The sequence below is a fragment of the Pseudarthrobacter sp. C1 genome (assembly GCF_034720455.1).
Classification (GTDB): domain Bacteria; phylum Actinomycetota; class Actinomycetes; order Actinomycetales; family Micrococcaceae; genus Arthrobacter.
Genome location: NZ_JAYESK010000011.1, coordinates 82526 through 99614, shown reverse-complemented (window position 1 = coordinate 99614; position 17089 = coordinate 82526). Strand labels below are relative to the sequence as shown.

The following is a 17089-nucleotide window of genomic DNA, read 5'->3' as shown; positions in this document are numbered from 1 at the left end:
CCGGGACGAACGGACACGAGGCGACACCTGCCGCCCCACGGCTCGACAAATGTCCAGCTGATAGGAGGAAAATTCCCGGAAATACGCGGTTTCTTCGCTGGCGGCTGCTTGGTCTCGTGTCGGCTGGCTCACAACCGGATTTATCGTTGATACACGAAATCCTTCCGCACTTTCCGGCTTACCAAGCCGAGAACCTGGAGCCCACGATGATCATCGGCGTCCCCAAAGAAATCAAGAACAACGAGTTCCGGGTGGCCATCACCGCCGCCGGAGTCCACGAGTTCCGCAGCAACGGCCACACCGTTCTGGTGGAACGCGGCGCAGGGCTGGGCTCCGGCATCACCGACGAGGAATACGCCATTGCCGGTGCCGAGATCGTCAATGAGGCTGACGACGTCTGGGCCCGCGCCGACATGGTCATGAAGGTCAAGGAGCCCATCAAGGCCGAGTACCACCGCTTCCGCAAGGGCCTGATCCTCTTCACCTACCTCCACCTCGCCGCGGAGCCCGAACTCACCCGCGAGCTCATCAACTCCGGCGTCACCGCCATCGCCTACGAGACCGTCCAGGAAGGCCGGACCCTCCCGCTGCTGGCCCCCATGTCCGAGGTAGCCGGCCGGCTGTCCGTCCAGGTGGGCGCCGCTTCCCTGATGGCACCCGCCGGCGGAAAGGGCGTGCTGCTGGGCGGCGTACCCGGGGTCCGCCCCGCCAAGGTGGTTGTCCTGGGCGCCGGCGTTGCGGGAACCAATGCCGCAGCCATGGCACTGGGCCTGGGTGCCGACGTCACCATCATGGACATCAACATCAACCGCCTGCGCGAGCTGGACGCCCAGTACCAGGGCCGGCTCAAGACCGTGGCGTCCAACAAGTACGAGATCGAGAAATCCGTGGTGGATGCCGACCTGGTGATCGGGTCCGTCCTGATCCCCGGCGCCAAGGCCCCCAAGCTGGTCACCAACGACCTCGTGGCCCGCATGAAGCCCGGCTCAGTCCTCGTGGACATCGCCGTGGACCAGGGCGGCTGCTTCGAGGACACCCACCCCACCACGCACCAGGAACCCACGTACAAGGTGCACAACACCATCTTCTACTGCGTAGCCAACATGCCCGGCGCCGTGCCGAACACGTCCACCTACGCGCTGACCAACGTCACGCTGCGCTACGCGGTGTCCCTGGCCAACCTGGGCGTCAAGGCCGCCTTCGACCGCGACCCCGCCCTGGCCGCAGGCCTGAACATCGCCGCCGGCCACGTGGCACACCACTCCGTCTCCGAGGCACACAACCTGCCGCTCGTCGCCGACTGGCACGAACTGGTTTCGGCTTAAGTAGTCCATCGGTTGCTCCGTACGCGTCGTTTTGAACCCCCTGAACGACACTTACGGAGCAATCGATGCTTAATGCGCGAGTTTCCGTGCTTCTTCTATTAGTTTGAGGGCCTCGACGGCGTCTTCCGGCTTCACCGGAAGCGGCAGGGCTGATGCCGTGCCGCCGTCGAGGATCTTGTCCGCGAGGATCCGGTAGAACTCGGGGTAGGCGCCGCGTTCGGTGGGCAGGGGGTCGAGGTGGCCGTCGCGGCCCAGCAGTCCTGCCCACTCCGACGCCTCCTCGCCGTACTCGGCGTCCAACGGGCTGCCGCCCGCGGCAATGTACGGCTCCTGCGGGTCTACGCCTTTCTTGGTGAATCCGCCAACGGAACCCAGCACCCGGAACCGCGGTCCCTGCTGGGCGCACATCATGTTCATGGTGAGGTGGCTCAAAACACCGGATTCGTGCCGAAGTACCAGGAACACGTCGTCGTCCGCCCGCTCGTCCGACCTGCGTGCCTTCAACTCTGCGTGGACCACGGAGGCCGGGCCAAAGAGCTGGAGTGCCTGGTCGATCAGGTGGCTGCCTAGATCGAACAGCGTACCGCCGCCCTCCGCCGCCGTGGCGCGCGCCTTCCAGGCCTTCGCGATGGCCGGGGACCACCGCTCGAAGCGGGACTCGAACCGCGTGACCTTGCCCAGCGCGTCAGCGGACAGGAGTTTTTGCACCGTCAGGAAGTCGCCGTCCCACCGCCGGTTCTGGAACACCGTCAAGACCCGCCCCAGCTCCCCTGCCAGCGTGATCAACTCCCGGCCTTGTCCACTGGTCACGGCGAACGGCTTGTCCACCACCACATCCAGGCCTGCCTCCAAGGCAGCCTTGGCCAACGGGTAGTGGGTGGCAGGCGGCGTTCCCAGGACCACGAGGTCCACTTCGTCCGCGCGGGCAAGGACCGCATGGCCGTCCGGCACTGTCCTCACCCCCGGATACCGGGCGGTTGCCGCGGCGTCCCTTCCGGCGTTGGAGGTGGCAATGAGGTCCAGCGAAAAACGGGGGTCCGCCGCTATCAGGGGAGCGTGGAACACACTTCCCGAAAGCCCGAAACCCACGACGGCGGTACGGATGGTGCGCTGCGAAGCTGGGTCCCCGGTCATATTCCTACGCTACTCCCGCAGGCCTGGATGCGAGACGCCGAAATGGGGGCCTTAGGTGAGAGAGCATTCCAAAGAAACCCACGTTAAGTGAGAGAGGATTCCAAAGAAACCCACGTTAAGTGAGAGAGCGTTGAGGGTTCGGGCAGACGGCGAAGGCCGGCACCCCCTGTCCCCAGGGAGTGCCGGCCTTCGCTACAGAGCGGGTGGGGTCTACTTCTTTTCCCAGCCGATGGCGGTCCAGTCCGGAACCTGGGACAGGCTGCGGAAAAGGGACGGGCCGTAGTTGGCCAGGCCGGTACGGACGAAGGAGATCTGCGGGCCGTTCATGACCACGCCCATGGAGAAGTACTTCGCCATGTGCTCCTTCTCCACCTCCATGGCCGCCTTGTTGCGCTCGGCGTTGTCCTCGATGGAAGCCAGGTCGGCAATCTTCTTGTCCAGTTCGGCGTCGCCCAACTGGTTCTCGTTGGTCTTGGAGTCGTAGTACTGCTTGACGGCTTCAGTGGCGTCCGCGCTGACGGTGTAGCCGGAAACGCTCATATCGAACTCCCGGGAACCCAGCACCTTGCCGAAATCGGCAGAAGCCCGCTGGTCGATTCCAACATCCATGCCGCCGGCCTGCAGCTGCTTCTGCAGGGTCTGGGTGAAGGCTAGGGTGGTGGGGTCGTCACCGAAGTTGCTGATCTTGAAGGCGGCAGGCTTGCCGTCCTTTTCCATGATGCCGTTTGCATTCGCGGTGTAGCCGGCGTCGGTCAGTACCTTCTTGGCGGCGTCCGGACCGGTTTCCTTCACGGGGTAGTTGTCCTGGTAGTACTCGGAGAAGGGCAGCAGCATCATGGAGCCGGAGCTGGGCTCTTCCCAGTTAAGGCCGTTGAAGCGGACCTTCCGGAGGGCTTCGCGGTCAACGGCGGCGAATATCGCCTCGCGGACAGCCACGTCGGTGATGCGCTGGGCGTTGAGGTTCATGCCACCGGCGAACAGGCGCTGGCCGCGGCGGACCTCGGAGTCCTTGGTGCCGTCAAGCTGCTTGTAGAGGGAGATGGTGTTGGCAGACATGGCGTCGATCTCGCCGTTCTTGAAGGCTGCGATCTGGGCGCTGGTTTCAAGCTGTCGGAACACGACACTCTCCAACACCGGCTTGTTGCCCCACCACTTCTCGTTGGGAACCAGGGATACCGTCTTTGCGGCGGCGTCGTACTGGTCCACCTTGAAGGGCCCCGCCATCCATTCAGGGTGCAGTTCGCCGTTGAAGCCCTCGTTGAAGATTTCGGGGCTGTTCACGGCCGGATGGATCAGTCCGGTGAAGAGGGAGTCCAGCGGGTAGACCGGCCGGCTCGTCTTGACGATGACTTCCTTGTCATTGCTGCCGGCCTCCACGGATTCAACGAACTCGTAGTTTCCTGAGCTGACAATGTCGTAACCGGCGTCCGGGCTCTTGAGGATGTTCCAGGTGTTCTGGAAGGCCTTGACGTCAATCGGCGTGCCGTCGTTGTACGCGGCCTTCTCATTGACCGTGATGGTGATGGTCTGCTTGCCGTCTTCTACCTTGTTTTCCACGGACTCGCAGAAGTCCTTGTTCGGAGTCACTTTTCCGTCGAAGGCAATGTCCCAGCATCCCCAGGTTCCCGCCTGGTCGATGGGACGGTGCAGCGCGGTGTTGTCCGCGCTGTTGCCGTTGTTGGAGAACCCATTGAAGTCCGGGCCGATGTTGCCCAGCGGAAGGGTGACCTTGCCGCCCTGTTTAAGATCGGCTGCAGGCTTCTCATTGATGCTGATGAGCTTGGACAGGTCGCTGCCTGCCTCCTGGCCCTTGGCCGTTTCCGGCCCGGTGGACCCGCCACCGCCGCCGCAGGCAGTCAGCGCCAGAGCTGCGGCAATTGCCGCCGCTCCGCCGATCCTGTTCAGATTCCTCATGGTGTTCCCTTCGTTGGTGCGAGTGGTGGTGCTGGTGATGGGTCGGTAAAACCTAGGATGCATGGTGGTCCGCCGCGTCATGGACCACCAGCATGTCCTCGTCCAGCTCCCCGTCGGGGAAGAAGCAGGCGAAGCGTTGGTCCAGGGCGGGCAGCGGGTGCGCCGCCAAGGCCTGGGCCGCCGGCGACGGCGGTACAAGCTCCAGGGGTGGTTCAAGAGTCAGGCATTTTTCCTGCTTCGCCGCCGGCAGCGCTGCGAAAACGGGGCAGCGCGTGGCGAAGTTGCAGCCCTTGGGGGCGTCCAGCGGCGAGGGCAGCTCCCCCCGGAGGATGATGCGTTCCCGCGTGCGTTCCAGCTGCGGGTCCGGAACCGGGATGGCCGAGAGCAGGGCGCGGGTGTAGGGGTGGCGGGGGTTGTCGAACACGCGGTCCACCTCGCCGATCTCCACGATCTTTCCCAGGTACATCACGGCTACCCGGTTGGAGATGTGCCGGACCACGGAGAGGTCGTGGGCCACCAGAAGGTAGCTGAGGCCCAGTTCAGCGCGGAGCTTGTCGAGGAGGTTGATGACGCCGGCCTGGACGGAGACATCCAGGGCGGAGACAGGCTCGTCCAGGACAACGAGCTTCGGGTTCACGGCCAGGGCGCGGGCTATTCCGATGCGCTGGCGCTGGCCGCCGGAGAACTGGTTGGGGAAGCGGTTGACGTGGTCCGGCTGCAGGCCCACCAGCTTCATGAGCTCCATGATGCGCTTCTTGATGGCCTGCCGGTCCATGCCCGCGTTCTGGAGCGGCTCGGCGAGCACTTCATAGACCGTGAATCGCGGATCCAGTGCGCCGGTGGGGTCCTGGAACACCATCTGGAGTTCACGGCGCATGGCGCTCTTGGTCCGGGCATCGGCGGCCTGCTTGTTGCTGATGCCGCCAATCACCACTTCGCCATCCTGGTCCTTGTGGAATTCCATGATTTCCAGCAGCGTGGTGGTCTTGCCTGAGCCGGACTCCCCCACGATGGAGAAGCACTCCCCTTCGCGGATATCGAAGGTCAGTCCGTCCACTGCCTTGATGGTGCCGATCCGCTTCTTGAGCAGCGCGCCCCGGGTCAGCGGGAAGTGTTTGCGCACGTCCTTGAGCTGCAGGACTGTTGAGCGCTCCGCCCGCGGGATGGCGTCGAAACGTGAGACGGGCACGGGCGGGGCGGCGAAGACATCGTGGGCATCAACGTCACCGCCCAGGGACTCCGATTTGATGCAGGCCGCGCTGTGGTACGCGCTGCCCGGTACCGGGAGGAGCGCCGGTTCGCCGTCGAGGCACGCGTCCTCCGCGAGCGGGCAGCGGGGGGCGAACGAGCAGCCGGTGGGTGTGTGGACCAGGTTGGGCGGCATTCCCTCAATGGGGACCAGCGATGCCTTTTCCGCGACATCAACGCGGGGTACGGCGCCGAGCAGGCCCATGGTGTAGGGCATCCGCGGGTTGTAGTAGAGGTCATCCACTGCACCCGTCTCCACCGGCCTGCCGGCATACATCACCATGATGTCGTCAGCCATGCCGGCCACCACGCCGAGGTCGTGCGTGATCATGACGACGGCGGCGCCGGTCTCCTCCTGCGCGGTATGCAGCACCTCAAGCACCTGGGCCTGGATGGTCACGTCCAGGGCCGTCGTCGGCTCATCCGCGATGAGGACCCTCGGGTTGTTGGCGATGGCGATGGCGATCATCACCCGCTGGCGCATGCCGCCGGAGAACTCGTGCGGGAAGGCCCTGAGCCGCTCCTTGGGGCTGGGGATGCCCACCATGGCAAGAAGTTCGACGGCGCGCGCCTCCTTCGCCTGCTTGCTCAAGGTGGGGTTGTGGATGGTCAGCGCCTCGATGATCTGCGTGCCCACCGTGTAGACGGGCGTCAGGGAAGACAGCGGATCCTGGAAGACCATGGCCAGCTCATTGCCGCGGTACCCGCACATGGCTTTGTCGCTGAGCCCCAGCAGTTCCTTGCCCTTGAGCCGGACCGAACCGGTGACCTCGGCTGTGGCAGGGAGCAGGCCCATGATGGCGAGGGACGTCACCGACTTGCCGGAGCCCGACTCACCCACGATGCCCAGCGTCCTTCCTGGCATCAGGTCGAAGTCCACTCCCCGGACGGCATGCACCACGCCGTTCTCGGTGTTGAAGCGGACGTTCAGGTCCCGGACGGACAGGACTGCGTCCGTGGGCGCGTGCAGGCCCGCGACGTGCAGCCGCTCCACCGCTGACTGGGGCTGTCCAACCGGTCCGGCGGCAGTTTCGCTGCTCATGAGGCGTTCCCCTTTACGCGGGTTTTCAGGGCGGTGCGTTTCCTGGCGCTGCCGGATGAACTTGAGCTGGGGTCGAAGGCGTCCCGCAGGCCGTCGTTCATCATGGCCAGGGACCCGGTGAGGAGGAACATGACGGTCAGCGGCACCCAGAACATCCAGGGGAAGGTCTGCACCTGGGACGTTGCGCCGCCGATCAGCACGCCGAGGCTCACATCCGGAACCTTGATGCCGATGCCGATGAAGGAGAAGGCCACTTCCGCGAGGATGGCACCGGTAACGCCGCGGGTGATGTCCAGGACCAGCAGCGATCCGATGTTGGGGACCAGGTGCCGCCACACGATCCTGCGCGCCGGGACGCCCATGTACTGGGCTGCCTTGACGAAGTCCCGCTGCATCAGTGACATGGACATGGACCGGATCAGCCGTGCCGTGCCCATCCAGCTGAAGACGAGCAGCACGATGATGAGCAGCAGCCACGACGGCAGGTTCCGCCTGAGCCCCTCACCTCCGCCGCTGGTGGCCACCGCCACTACCAGGAGGGCCGGCATCATGATGAGCGCTTCCAGGATGAAGAGCATCACCTTGTCCACCTTGCCGCCGAAGTAGGCCATGGTGCAGCCATAGACGGCGGCGACGAGGACAGAAACGAGACCGACAATCAGGCCGATCAGGATGGAGATCCGCGTGCCTTCCACCGTCATCGCGTAGAGGTCTATGCCCGCCTGGGAGGTCCCCAGGAAGTGCTCGGCCGACGGCGGCATGCCGATGTTGAACGGGTCGATGGTTTCCTTGTCCCATTGGGTGAAGTATCCGCCCACAAAGGAAAAGAGGGTCAGGGCAAGGAAGATGCCAAGGCCCGCCACGGCCGTCTTGTTCCGCATGAAGCGGCGGAAGATGATGGTGTTCTTGCCAATGACGACGTCGGCGTTCTCCAGGTGCGCGTCCTGCGCGACGGCGGCCGGATCCACTGCATTGAGGTTGGTCACGGCTACTGCACCCGCACTCTCGGGTCAACAAGGGTGGTGGCGAAATCCGCCAGGATGGCGCCCAGGGCGAAGATGACCGAACCGTACGCCAGGGTGGCGGTGGCGGCATTCACGTCCTGGAGCGAGATGGCGTCGATGCTCCACGAACCCACGCCCGGCCACGCGAAGATCTTCTCGGCGAAGAAGCCGCCGGCAAAGATGGCCGGGATGGTGAAGGCGATGCTTTGGGCCACCGGGATGAAGGAGACGCGGAGTGCATGCCGGGAGATGGCCTGGTTGCGGGTGAGCCCCTTGGCGCGGGCCGTCCGGACGAAGTCCGCGTTAACGTTGTCCAGGAGGTACTGGCGCTGGGCGATCTGGTAGGACCCCCAGCCCACCAGTGTGATGGCCACCGTGGGAACGGCGTAGTGCGCGAGCATGTCGATGAACTGGGCCCAGCCCGGCTCTATGCCGGGTGTGGAGATGCCGGTGACGAAGAAGATGCGCTCGCCCACGGTTTCGTTGATGTTAATGGCACCCAGCTGCACCAGGAAGTAGGCAATCGGGGCGGGAACGATGTAGGCAAGGTAGCTGTACGAAGTGATGGCCCGGTCCTGGAACTTGTACTGGCGTGCGGCCGAGTAGACCCCCAGGGCCACGCCAATCACCAGCGTCAGAATGATGGAGGCCAGGAAGAGCCGCGTCGAGATCCAGACACGGTCTCCGAACTCGGCGTTGATGAAGGCGCCGTTGGGGCTCCGGCCCCAGTCCCAGCGAGTCACGATCCCGGTCAGCCATTCGACGTACCGTTCCCATGGGCTGAGGTCTGGATCGAGGCCCTTCAGCCGCATGGAGTTTGCCACCTGCTCGGGGGTGGGGCGGGGAATCCGTTCCTGCTCAAGCAGCGCGGGCTTCAGGGAACTGACCGCCAGGAAATACCCGGCCGAGGTAGTCAGGAAGATCATGAAGATGTACGTGATGCCGCGCTTGGCGAGGTACCTGAGCATGGGGCGCTATTTCCGTTTCGCCGCCACGGGCCGGGGGAAGGAGCACAGCGGTATCCACTGGCGCGCCGGGTTCTTGGCCCTGTCAACAATCACGTGCTGGATCCTTCCGTCATCCCCGGTTCAGCGGGGGTTGTGCCGCGTCATCGGGTCCTCCACCAGCGGGTAGCTGGCCTCCCGCAGCCTTGGCAGGCCAGGTCCTGATGGACTATGTCGCGGGTCACATTCCAGAGGAAACTATCACAAGCCCCGAGCGAAAATGCGGGCGGACGCCCGGAAAGCTACCCGCCCGTATCAGATCGTTATGAATAAGTTTGTGAAGTTCGTGTGACTGGACGGCCGGCACGAAACTGGCGTAATCTACGCGCCGCGGACCACCCGTGTGACAAGCTCCCGCCACGAAGCCGCCAACCGTTCGGGGGTAACTCCGTGCACCCTCACCAGGGTCAGCAGCCGCTCCGGATCAAGGGTTGCGCTCAAGGATCCCGCCATCAGCCAGGGGTCGGGCTCGAATCCCTCGTCCCGGAGCAGCACCTCGATATGGCGGTGCCAGAGCGCCGCGGGAGGCGCTTCGAAGCGGCCCCGGGCTGCGTTCTCCGCCGCGAGCACAAGCTCGCCGAATTCCATCACGTAAGCGATTCTTTCGGCACCGAACGCGATGAGCCGTTCCAGCCCCGGAGCGCCCGGCCCAAGCGGCGGCGGTCCAAACATGAAGCGCGCCTGGAAGGCAGCCTCCGATTCACTCAGGAGGGTAAGCATCAGCCCGGCCCGGCTGCCAAACCGGCGGAAGACAGTGCCTTTGCCCACACCGGCGTGTTCAGCGAGCCGGTCCATGGTCAGGCCCTGGGCGCCGCACTCCTCAATAAGTTCCTGCGCAGCCTTCAGCAGGCGTTCCCGGTTCCGCGCGGCATCGCTGCGTTCAGGGGAGGGCTCCGGGGTCAGCCCGGGCCGCAGTGGGATGAAGCTCACATCCGCTATTCTAAGGCCCGGGAATAATAAACGGACTACGGTCCGTTTATTCTGGTGAAGGCAGTAACTGCCCCAGCTTTCCAACGGCAGCGGCCCTCCCGCAGCCCTGATCCAGGAGTTCCCATGACCAAGAGCACCGTCCTCACCCTCGTCGGCAGCCTCCGCGCCGACTCCACCAACCAGAAACTTGCCGAGGCAATCCAGCTGAACGCACCGGAGCAGGTGGACGTGGTGATCCACGAGAGCCTGGGCAACATTCCGTTCTACAACGAGGACATCGACGTCGAGGGCCAGGTGCCCGAGGCGGCTGCCGCGCTGCGCGCCGCCGCCAACGGGGCGGACACGCTGCTGCTCGTCACTCCGGAGCACAACGGCACGGTGCCGGCCGCCCTGAAGAACGCCATCGACTGGCTGTCCCGCCCCTTCGGCGCCGGCGCCCTCGCCGGCAAGCCCACCGCCGTCGTCGGAACTGCCTTTGGCCAGTACGGCGGGGTCTGGGCCCAGGACGAGGCCCGCAAGGCTGCAGGCATCGCCGGCGCCCGGGTTCTCGAGGACGTCAAGCTCGCCGTGCCCGGCTCCATGGTGCGCTTCGCTGAGATCCACCCGAAGGACGACGCTGAGGTGGTGGAGCAGATCAAGGGTGTGTTCGACGCCCTCGCGGCCGCCCGGCCGGCAGCCTAGCCAGCTGGCCGTCCGCGGTGCCCCGGTGCAGAGATCTGCGCCGGGCACTTCGGTTTAACGCGGCGGCCGCTCCCGCTCTGGCTGCCGCATCCGATCGTTGCTAGCGTGACGGAATGAGCCCGTCGAAGACCCCGGCCGAGACCCTTTCCATTGCCGGGACAGAAGTCCGCATCTCAAGCCCCGACAAGATGGTGTTCCCGGAACCGGGGCTGACGAAGCTGGACCTGGTGCGGTACTACCTTTCCGTCGAGGAGGGCGCACTGCGCGGTGCAGGCGGGCGGCCGATGGTCCTCAAGCGCTTCCCCAAGGGCATCGGCGCAGAGCCGTTTTTCCAGAAGCGCGTGCCGGAAAACCACCCGGACTTCATTGACACCGCAACACTGCACTACGCGTCCGGGACATCGGCCGAAGAGGCGGTCATCCGGGACGCCGCCGGCCTGGCCTGGGTGGTGAATCTCGGGTGCCTGGACCTGAACCCGCATCCCGTGCGCGCCGAGGACCTGGAGCACCCCGATGAGCTCCGCGTGGACCTTGACCCGATGCCGGGCGTGGACTGGTCGCAGATCGTCGACGTCGCCTATGTGGCGCGGGAGGTGCTCGACGACGTCGGCCTGGCGGGGTGGCCAAAAACCAGCGGCTCGCGCGGGCTCCACATCCTGGTGCGCATCGCGCCGCAGTGGACTTACCGGGAGGTCCGGCTCGCCGCCGAGACCCTCGCCCGTGAGGTTGAGAACCGCGCTCCGGGACTGGCCACCGCGCGGTGGTGGAAGGAGGAGCGCGGTGAGAGTGTGTTTGTGGACTTCAACCAGAACGCCAAGGATCGCACCGTGGCATCGGCCTACTCGATCCGGCCCCTGCCCGACGCCCGGGTCTCCACGCCGTTGACGTGGGATGAAGTCCGCTCCGCCCGGCCCGAACAGTTTACGGTCCTTACAGTGCCCGGGCGCTTCGCTGATATGGGCGACCCCCACGCGGGGATCGACGACGCCGTGGGCACCCTGGATGCACTCCTGGCCCTGGCTGCCGAGCTGGGACCCGCCGAGAAGGCGCCGCGTGCCGGGGACGGCTCCGGCCGCCGGCAATCGGTGATGCCGCTCATCGAAGTGGCCCGGACCAGGACCAAGCCCGAGGCGCTGGCCGCCCTTGGGGAGTGGAAGTCCCGGCATGCCGGCCTTGTCCAAGACCTCCATCCAGCAGACGTCATGGTGGACGGGATGCGCGGATCGAGCTCGCTCTGGTACCGGGTGCGGGTGAACCTGCAGCACGTCCCGGAGGCGGAGCGCCCGGAGCAGGAGGAACTCATTGCGGACTACGATCCATGGGAGGGCAGGGTATGGCCGGGCCAGCCGACGTCCTGACTGCGGCGCTGCCTGCCGCGCTCCCGTGACCAACTCTTATCCCAACCGGTACCTTCCCGGCATTCCCGCTCCAAAACCCCGGCCGTAACGTTAATCCACCGGACCGGACAAGGATTGCGGTGCAGGCATGCCAGCAGGGTGGAATGCAGGAGAACGCAGGGCCAGGCTGCGGGCGGCAGCAGTGGCCAGCCTCACGCTTCCATTGTGGCTGGGCGCCTGCGCAGTCCAGGCCCCCCAGGAGCCCAGGCAGGCGCCTTCCGCCCCGCTGGCAGTCAACAGGGGCGCGCCGGCAGAAGCCCCGCAGTCCCTTACCCCCGCACCGCAGCCCCGGGACGCCGCGCCGCTGGAGGCTCCCGCCGCACCGCCGGACTCATCCGGCCCCGCTGCGGGACCGGACGCGCGGGCTACATCCGTTCCGGCAACCGGCAGCTCCGAAGCCGGGGCGGCGCAAGCTGGGCTCCCGGACGGCACCATCCATGGCGAATCCGAGGCCGGCACGGTCACCGCGTACTACGTGCTCGTGGACGACGGCGGCAGGAACGGAGTGCGCTTTGGCTGCAATGACAGCCTGGTGGGCATAGCCCACGCCGGCCCTGCCGCGGAGGCGCTTCCTGCTGCCATCGGCGCGCTGCTGGATCCGCCCGGGGAGGCGCTGTCCGAGCATGAACCGAAGGCCTACAACGCCCTGTCCGGGTCGCGGCTGAAGTTCCTTTCCGGCAGCTTCGACGGCACCACCGTCACGGTGTACCTCACCGGCGTCCTTAGGCCCGGAGGGACCTGCGATGTGCCCCGCATGGAAGCACAGCTCACGCAAACAGCAGTAGCGGCCGCCGGCGCCATCAGGGCAGAGATCTACGTGAACGGACGCAGCCTGGCGGAGGCGCTGGAGCTCGACTAGGGCTGCCCTGCTTCCAACGGCCGGGCCCACAGGCCGGGTGACTCATTGATATACAGGTGTTGCTTTTTAGACAACACTCCGCGGTATCCTGATGATGTGACCCACGAAACACTTGACGCCGCAGCAGGGACGCTGCCGGCCGAAGCCATTGATGCCATCGAGCGGGCGGCAACCTCCGCCCACCGCCATGAAGAACTGTTTTCAGCACGCGCCGCGAACATCCGACAGTCAGCGGTGAGGGATGTCTTTGACATTTCCATGCGTCCAGGGCTTGTCTCGCTTGCCGGCGGAAGCCCCTACCTGCAGTCCCTCCCGCTGGACCGGCTCGCCGCGACGGCCGCGAAAATCATCGCCGACGACGGGCTGACCGCACTGCAGTACGGCAGCGGGCAAGGATCCGAGGAGCTCCGCGCCCAGATCTGCGAGGTGATGGCGGCAGAAGGCATTCTCGACGCCCTTCCGCAGAACGTGGTGATCACCGCCGGTTCGCAGTCTGCGCAGGACGTGGCCACCAAGGTCTTCTGCAATCCGGGCGACGTGGTCCTCGTGGAGGAGCCCACCTACGTGGGCGCACTCAACACCTTCGAGGCGTACCAGGTGCAGGTGGAAACCATAGGGATGGACCAGTCCGGCCTGGTGCCGGAACTGCTGGAGGCGCGGATTGCCGCCCTCCAGACGGCCGGAAAGAACGTCAAGTTCCTGTACACCATCCCCAACTTCAACAACCCCTCAGGGATAACGCTGGCCAAGGAGCGCCGCCAGCAGGTGGTGGACATATGCCGCAAAGCGAATATCCTCGTGATCGAGGACAACCCCTACGGCCTGCTCCGCTTCGGCGGTGAGCCACTTAAGCCGCTCCGCGCAGAAAACCCGGACGACGTTATCTACATGGGTTCCTTCTCCAAGATTTTCGCCCCCGGCCTGCGGATCGGCTGGGCCCTGGTTCCCGAACACCTGCAGCGCCGGTATTACCTGGCAGCCGAGGCCGTGACGCTCTGCCCGCCGGCCTTCAACCAGATGCTGGTCTCGGCGTACCTCCGCGACTACGACTGGAGGGGCCAGATCCAGACCTACCGCGAGCTGTACGCCGAACGCTGCAGCGCCATGCTCGCCGCCCTGGCCGAGCACATGCCGGCCGGAACCACCTGGACCAGCCCCGAGGGCGGCTTCTTCGTATGGGTGACCCTCCCGGAGGGGGTGGACACTTATCCCCTGTTGCAGAAGGCGATCGACGCCGGAGTGGTGTTCATCCCCGGGGCCGCCTTCACGCCGTCGGACGAACCGTCCAACAAGCTGCGCCTGGCGTTCAGCGCCGTGCCCCCGGAAGCCATCACCGAAGGCGTGCGCCGCCTGGCGCCGGTGCTGCAGGAAGCCATCGCCGCGCTGTAGCCTTGGCCTGACCAAGCGCCACCGAAACCAAGCAAAGGAGCACACATGAGCGGAATCATCGTTGTAGGGGTGGACGGCAGCGGGACGGCAAAGAAAGCAGCCGAAGCGGCGCGGGACCTCGCCGCGGCCCTCGGCGCCTCCCTCCATGTGGTGTCCGCCTTCGACAGCGACAAGACCGAGGTGTTTGGCAGCGGCAGCGACCGGTGGATCGTGTCCGACGCGGATGCCGCCGAGCACGTGGCACGGACAGTCGCAGAATCGCTGGGGAGGGACATCAAGGTGACGTACTCCGCCGCCCGCGGCCGGCCGGCCGATGCACTCATCAAGGAGGCCCTGCGGATGGAAGCCCGGATCATCGTGGTGGGAAACCGCAGGATGCACGGTATTGGCCGCGTGCTTGGCAGCGTAGCAAACAGCGTTGCCCACAATGCCCCTTGCGACGTTTACATCGCAAACACGTACGACGCCGAGTAGCGGCTTTACGGACACCATGCGGGAGCCACGCCCCTGCATGGTGTCCGTTCTCACGCCCGAAAGCGCCTTTCCGGTGGTGCCCCGACGATAAAATTGGATAAGCCCCCAACGGTGCGGACACCCACAACCACCACCATCAAGGGGCCCCAATGATTACCCTCCAGCGCCGCCATCTTGCAGGCCACGACATCCTCCTTGCCCGCCACGGCAACCACATCTGCTCCATGCGGGTTGACCGCAGCAATGACCGGGTGGTCGCCTTGCTGGACGACGGCAGCGTGGACAGCGCGCCGAACCTCATCTCCCCTGGCCTGAGGCTTCCCGAGACCGTGGGCAGCGTGTTGCGGGAGGATTGGAAGCTCCTGACGGCCTGGGCCGGCATGGCAGCGGCCATGGCTGTACTCATGACGGGTGCAGCAGTGGTCCTGGGTACCACCGCAGACCCGGCAACCCTTGAGATGCTGGCCGCGCATACCTCCTACTAAGGAGCGGACACCCGCCCTGCCGGGTGCTTGGCTAAGGAACCATCCAGCCTTCGAGGGCCCACCAGATCCCGCCCATCACCACGCCGCCAAAGAGCGCGCCGGCGATCACCTGTGCCCGTGAATGCGCGCGCAGCACCACGCGGGACCAGCCCACGGCGGGTACCAGGAGCAGCAGCGGAAGCCAGGCCGGCCCAAGCATGAGCACGGCGATCACGGCTGAAGAGGACACCGCCGCCGCATGCCCGCTGATCTTCCAGAACGGGCTCACGGCCGCCAGCACCACGACCCCCGCCACCACCGCAAGGACCATTGCCACCACGCTTTGCGGCGCCCCCACCGCTTCCAGCACCAGGAGCCCGGCCAGGATGCAGGCCAAAGCCATCAGCAGCACAGGCGCACGCTGCCGGCGGTCGCTGACGTGGTGGTCCGTCACCTTCCCCATCCGTACCAGCAGGAGGAGCAGGAACAGCGGTAGCACGCAGACGAACAGGGCGGCCAGCGCTCCGTAGCCGATGGTTCCGGGGAACCCCGGCTGCGTCATGGGGCTGATCAGCAACTGGATGCTCACCACCACGGGCGGCTGGAACACCTCCGTCAGCCATCGTGCGGCACGGTTTTTCAGCCGGATGGTGCTGCTGCTGTCGGCGGCCACAGTGGTGCCCTAGTCCAGGAGGAGCGCCGGCTCCTCAAGGATGGCAGCGACGTCGGCCATAAAGCGGGCGGAGAGGTCGCCGTCCACCACGCGGTGGTCGAATGATCCGCCAAGGGTGGTGATCCAGCGCGGGATCACTTCCCCGTCCAGGACCCAGGGCTTCTGCTTGATGGTTCCGAAGGCCACGATGGCAACCTCGCCCGGATTGATGATGGGCGTGCCGGTATCAATCCCGAGGGCACCGATGTTGGTGATGGTGAGCGTGCCGCCCTGCATCTCGGCGGGCTGGGTTTTGCCGGCCCTGGCGGTGACGGCCAGGTTGTTGAGCGCCAGCGCCAGTTCCTTCAGGGACAGGTCCTGGGCGTTCTTGATGTTGGGCACCATCAGCCCGCGGGGTGTGGCTGCCGCGATGCCCAGGTTCATGTAATGCTTCACATGGATCTCGGCGCCGCCGGTTCCGTCCGCGTTGTCCACCCACGTGGCATTGACGCTGGGGTTCCGTGCGGCCGCCCAGATCACGGCCTTGGCAAGGATAAGCAGCGGCGAGACTTTGATGCCCTCAAAATCCCTGGACGCCTTGAGCCGCTTGACGAATTCCATGGTGCGGCTGGCATCAACGTCGACGAAAATACTGACGTGCGGCGCCGCGAATGCGGAATCCACCATGGCCTTCGCCGTGGCTTTCCGGACGCCCTTGACGGGAATCCGTTCGATCCTCTGGTCCTGCGGCTTGCCGGCCTTCCCCCAGAACCCGTCCGCCTTGTCCAGTTCCGCGTCCCGCTGGGCCTGGTAGCTGACCAGGTCCTCCCGGGTGACCTCGCCGCGTGATCCGGTTGCCACCACGTCCGCCAGGTCAATGCCCAGGTCCCGGGCGATCTTGCGGACCGGGGGCTTCGCCAGGACCTTGTTGACCAGGCCGGTGATGGTGCCGCCCAGCGTGGGGCGGTTGTCCACGGCGTCGACGGCGGTTTCGCCTGGCAGCCGGGTGGCAGTGCCTGCCGGTGTCCCCGGCCTTGCGGACACCTCGGCCGGCGTGCGGGGCTGGACCGGCTCCACCTCCGGCGCGTTGACGGACAGTGCACCCGCCGGGCCCCTGGTGGTGGAGCTGGTCGAAATCCTTGGCCGCCGCTTGACGGCGTCCGCCTTTGGCCCGGAGCCAACCAGGGGCCCTCCGGCCAACGCACTGTCGGCGGCGGGGGCACTTCCCGTTGAGTCGGCGTCGGACGCCGGAAGCTTTCCGTAGAGCGGCTGGACAGGCATCTCAGGCGCAGGGACGTCCGCGGGTGTCGGGTCCCCGGCGACGTCATCGCTGACGCTGATGATCGCGGTGCCGACATCGATGGTCACGCCTTCAGGGACCAGCAGTTCAGTGACCGTTCCCGCGAAAGGAGACGGCAGTTCCACGAGGGACTTGGCCGTTTCGATTTCGCAGAGGACGTCGTTAATGGCGACAGCGTCGCCCGGCTTGACCTTCCAGGAGACGATTTCGGCCTCGGTGAGTCCCTCGCCGACGTCGGGCAGGTTGAACTTGTTGAGAGTCATGGTGTCCTT

The 17089-nt window shown here is 65.8% G+C and carries 15 protein-coding genes; 7 read left to right on the top strand and 8 right to left on the bottom strand.

Features of this window, described 5'->3' with window-relative positions:
• Positions 1-206 precede the first annotated feature (206 nt).
• A complete protein-coding gene (gene ald / locus U7114_RS16885) occupies positions 207-1325 on the top strand; it encodes an alanine dehydrogenase (RefSeq protein ID WP_157240328.1) in 1119 nt (372 codons plus the stop codon).
• Positions 1326-1394: 69 nt separating this feature from the next.
• Here the strand turns inward: ald and U7114_RS16880 are convergent, their stop codons facing one another.
• The 6 genes from U7114_RS16880 to U7114_RS16855 form a co-directional block, all read right to left on the bottom strand.
• Positions 1395-2459: a Gfo/Idh/MocA family oxidoreductase gene (locus tag U7114_RS16880; protein WP_323058021.1), complete on the bottom strand. Its 1065-nt coding sequence runs from the start codon at positions 2457-2459 to the stop codon at positions 1395-1397.
• 210 nt (positions 2460-2669) lie between these two features.
• Entirely contained in the window at positions 2670-4373 is a 1704-nt protein-coding gene (locus U7114_RS16875) for an ABC transporter family substrate-binding protein (RefSeq protein WP_321214749.1), read from the bottom strand.
• 52 nt (positions 4374-4425) lie between these two features.
• Complete coding sequence (locus U7114_RS16870; RefSeq protein ID WP_323058020.1) at positions 4426-6663, bottom strand: ABC transporter ATP-binding protein; 2238 nt, start codon at positions 6661-6663, stop codon at positions 4426-4428.
• On the bottom strand, positions 6660-7649 hold the full coding sequence (locus tag U7114_RS16865) for an ABC transporter permease (RefSeq protein ID WP_321214751.1): 990 nt from the start codon (positions 7647-7649) through the stop codon (positions 6660-6662). Before U7114_RS16865 ends, U7114_RS16870 begins: the two co-directional genes overlap by 4 nt.
• 2 nt (positions 7650-7651) lie before the next feature.
• Positions 7652-8635 (bottom strand): ABC transporter permease, encoded by a 984-nt coding sequence (locus U7114_RS16860; protein ID WP_157240320.1) that lies wholly within the window; start codon positions 8633-8635, stop codon positions 7652-7654.
• Between the two features lie 357 nt (positions 8636-8992).
• Entirely contained in the window at positions 8993-9601 is a 609-nt protein-coding gene (locus U7114_RS16855; RefSeq protein WP_321214752.1) for a helix-turn-helix domain-containing protein, read from the bottom strand.
• A 123-nt stretch (positions 9602-9724) separates the two neighbouring features.
• On the opposite strand from U7114_RS16855, the gene U7114_RS16850 reads away from it, so the two are divergent.
• From U7114_RS16850 to U7114_RS16825, 6 genes are all read left to right on the top strand, one after another.
• Positions 9725-10282, top strand: a complete 558-nt coding sequence (locus U7114_RS16850; protein WP_157240317.1) for an NAD(P)H-dependent oxidoreductase — start codon at positions 9725-9727, stop codon at positions 10280-10282.
• 113 nt (positions 10283-10395) lie between these two features.
• Positions 10396-11640, top strand: a complete 1245-nt coding sequence (ligD, locus tag U7114_RS16845; RefSeq protein WP_323058019.1) for a non-homologous end-joining DNA ligase — start codon at positions 10396-10398, stop codon at positions 11638-11640.
• 127 nt (positions 11641-11767) lie between these two features.
• Positions 11768-12538 carry a hypothetical protein gene (locus U7114_RS16840; RefSeq protein ID WP_323058018.1) on the top strand — a complete coding sequence of 257 codons (771 nt, stop codon included), beginning with the start codon at positions 11768-11770 and terminating at the stop codon, positions 12536-12538.
• 96 nt (positions 12539-12634) lie between these two features.
• On the top strand, positions 12635-13927 hold the full coding sequence (locus U7114_RS16835; RefSeq protein ID WP_321214755.1) for a PLP-dependent aminotransferase family protein: 1293 nt from the start codon (positions 12635-12637) through the stop codon (positions 13925-13927).
• A gap of 45 nt (positions 13928-13972) precedes the next feature.
• The gene (locus U7114_RS16830) at positions 13973-14401 is read left to right on the top strand and encodes a universal stress protein (protein WP_157240312.1); all 429 of its coding nucleotides are present in this window, start codon (positions 13973-13975) and stop codon (positions 14399-14401) included.
• 149 nt (positions 14402-14550) lie between these two features.
• Positions 14551-14886 (top strand): hypothetical protein, encoded by a 336-nt coding sequence (locus U7114_RS16825; RefSeq protein ID WP_321214756.1) that lies wholly within the window; start codon positions 14551-14553, stop codon positions 14884-14886.
• 31 nt (positions 14887-14917) lie between these two features.
• Here the strand turns inward: U7114_RS16825 and U7114_RS16820 are convergent, their stop codons facing one another.
• The gene (locus U7114_RS16820) at positions 14918-15538 is read right to left on the bottom strand and encodes a phosphatase PAP2 family protein (protein ID WP_321214757.1); all 621 of its coding nucleotides are present in this window, start codon (positions 15536-15538) and stop codon (positions 14918-14920) included.
• A 9-nt stretch (positions 15539-15547) separates the two neighbouring features.
• Positions 15548-17080 carry a dihydrolipoamide acetyltransferase family protein gene (locus U7114_RS16815; protein ID WP_157240308.1) on the bottom strand — a complete coding sequence of 511 codons (1533 nt, stop codon included), beginning with the start codon at positions 17078-17080 and terminating at the stop codon, positions 15548-15550.
• Positions 17081-17089: the final 9 nt, after the last annotated feature.

What these genes read in the sequence shown, in the direction of transcription:
- ald (WP_157240328.1), top strand. Translation starts at nt 207, where the DNA reads ATGATCATCGGCGTCCCCAAAGAAATCAAGAACAACGAGTTCCGGGTG.
- U7114_RS16880 (WP_323058021.1), bottom strand. Translation starts at nt 2,459, where the DNA reads ATGACCGGGGACCCAGCTTCGCAGCGCACCATCCGTACCGCCGTCGTG.
- U7114_RS16875 (WP_321214749.1), bottom strand. Translation starts at nt 4,373, where the DNA reads ATGAGGAATCTGAACAGGATCGGCGGAGCGGCGGCAATTGCCGCAGCT.
- U7114_RS16870 (WP_323058020.1), bottom strand. Translation starts at nt 6,663, where the DNA reads ATGAGCAGCGAAACTGCCGCCGGACCGGTTGGACAGCCCCAGTCAGCG.
- U7114_RS16860 (WP_157240320.1), bottom strand. Translation starts at nt 8,635, where the DNA reads ATGCTCAGGTACCTCGCCAAGCGCGGCATCACGTACATCTTCATGATC.
- U7114_RS16850 (WP_157240317.1), top strand. Translation starts at nt 9,725, where the DNA reads ATGACCAAGAGCACCGTCCTCACCCTCGTCGGCAGCCTCCGCGCCGAC.
- ligD (WP_323058019.1), top strand. Translation starts at nt 10,396, where the DNA reads ATGAGCCCGTCGAAGACCCCGGCCGAGACCCTTTCCATTGCCGGGACA.
- U7114_RS16840 (WP_323058018.1), top strand. Translation starts at nt 11,768, where the DNA reads ATGCCAGCAGGGTGGAATGCAGGAGAACGCAGGGCCAGGCTGCGGGCG.
- U7114_RS16830 (WP_157240312.1), top strand. Translation starts at nt 13,973, where the DNA reads ATGAGCGGAATCATCGTTGTAGGGGTGGACGGCAGCGGGACGGCAAAG.
- U7114_RS16825 (WP_321214756.1), top strand. Translation starts at nt 14,551, where the DNA reads ATGATTACCCTCCAGCGCCGCCATCTTGCAGGCCACGACATCCTCCTT.
- U7114_RS16815 (WP_157240308.1), bottom strand. Translation starts at nt 17,080, where the DNA reads ATGACTCTCAACAAGTTCAACCTGCCCGACGTCGGCGAGGGACTCACC.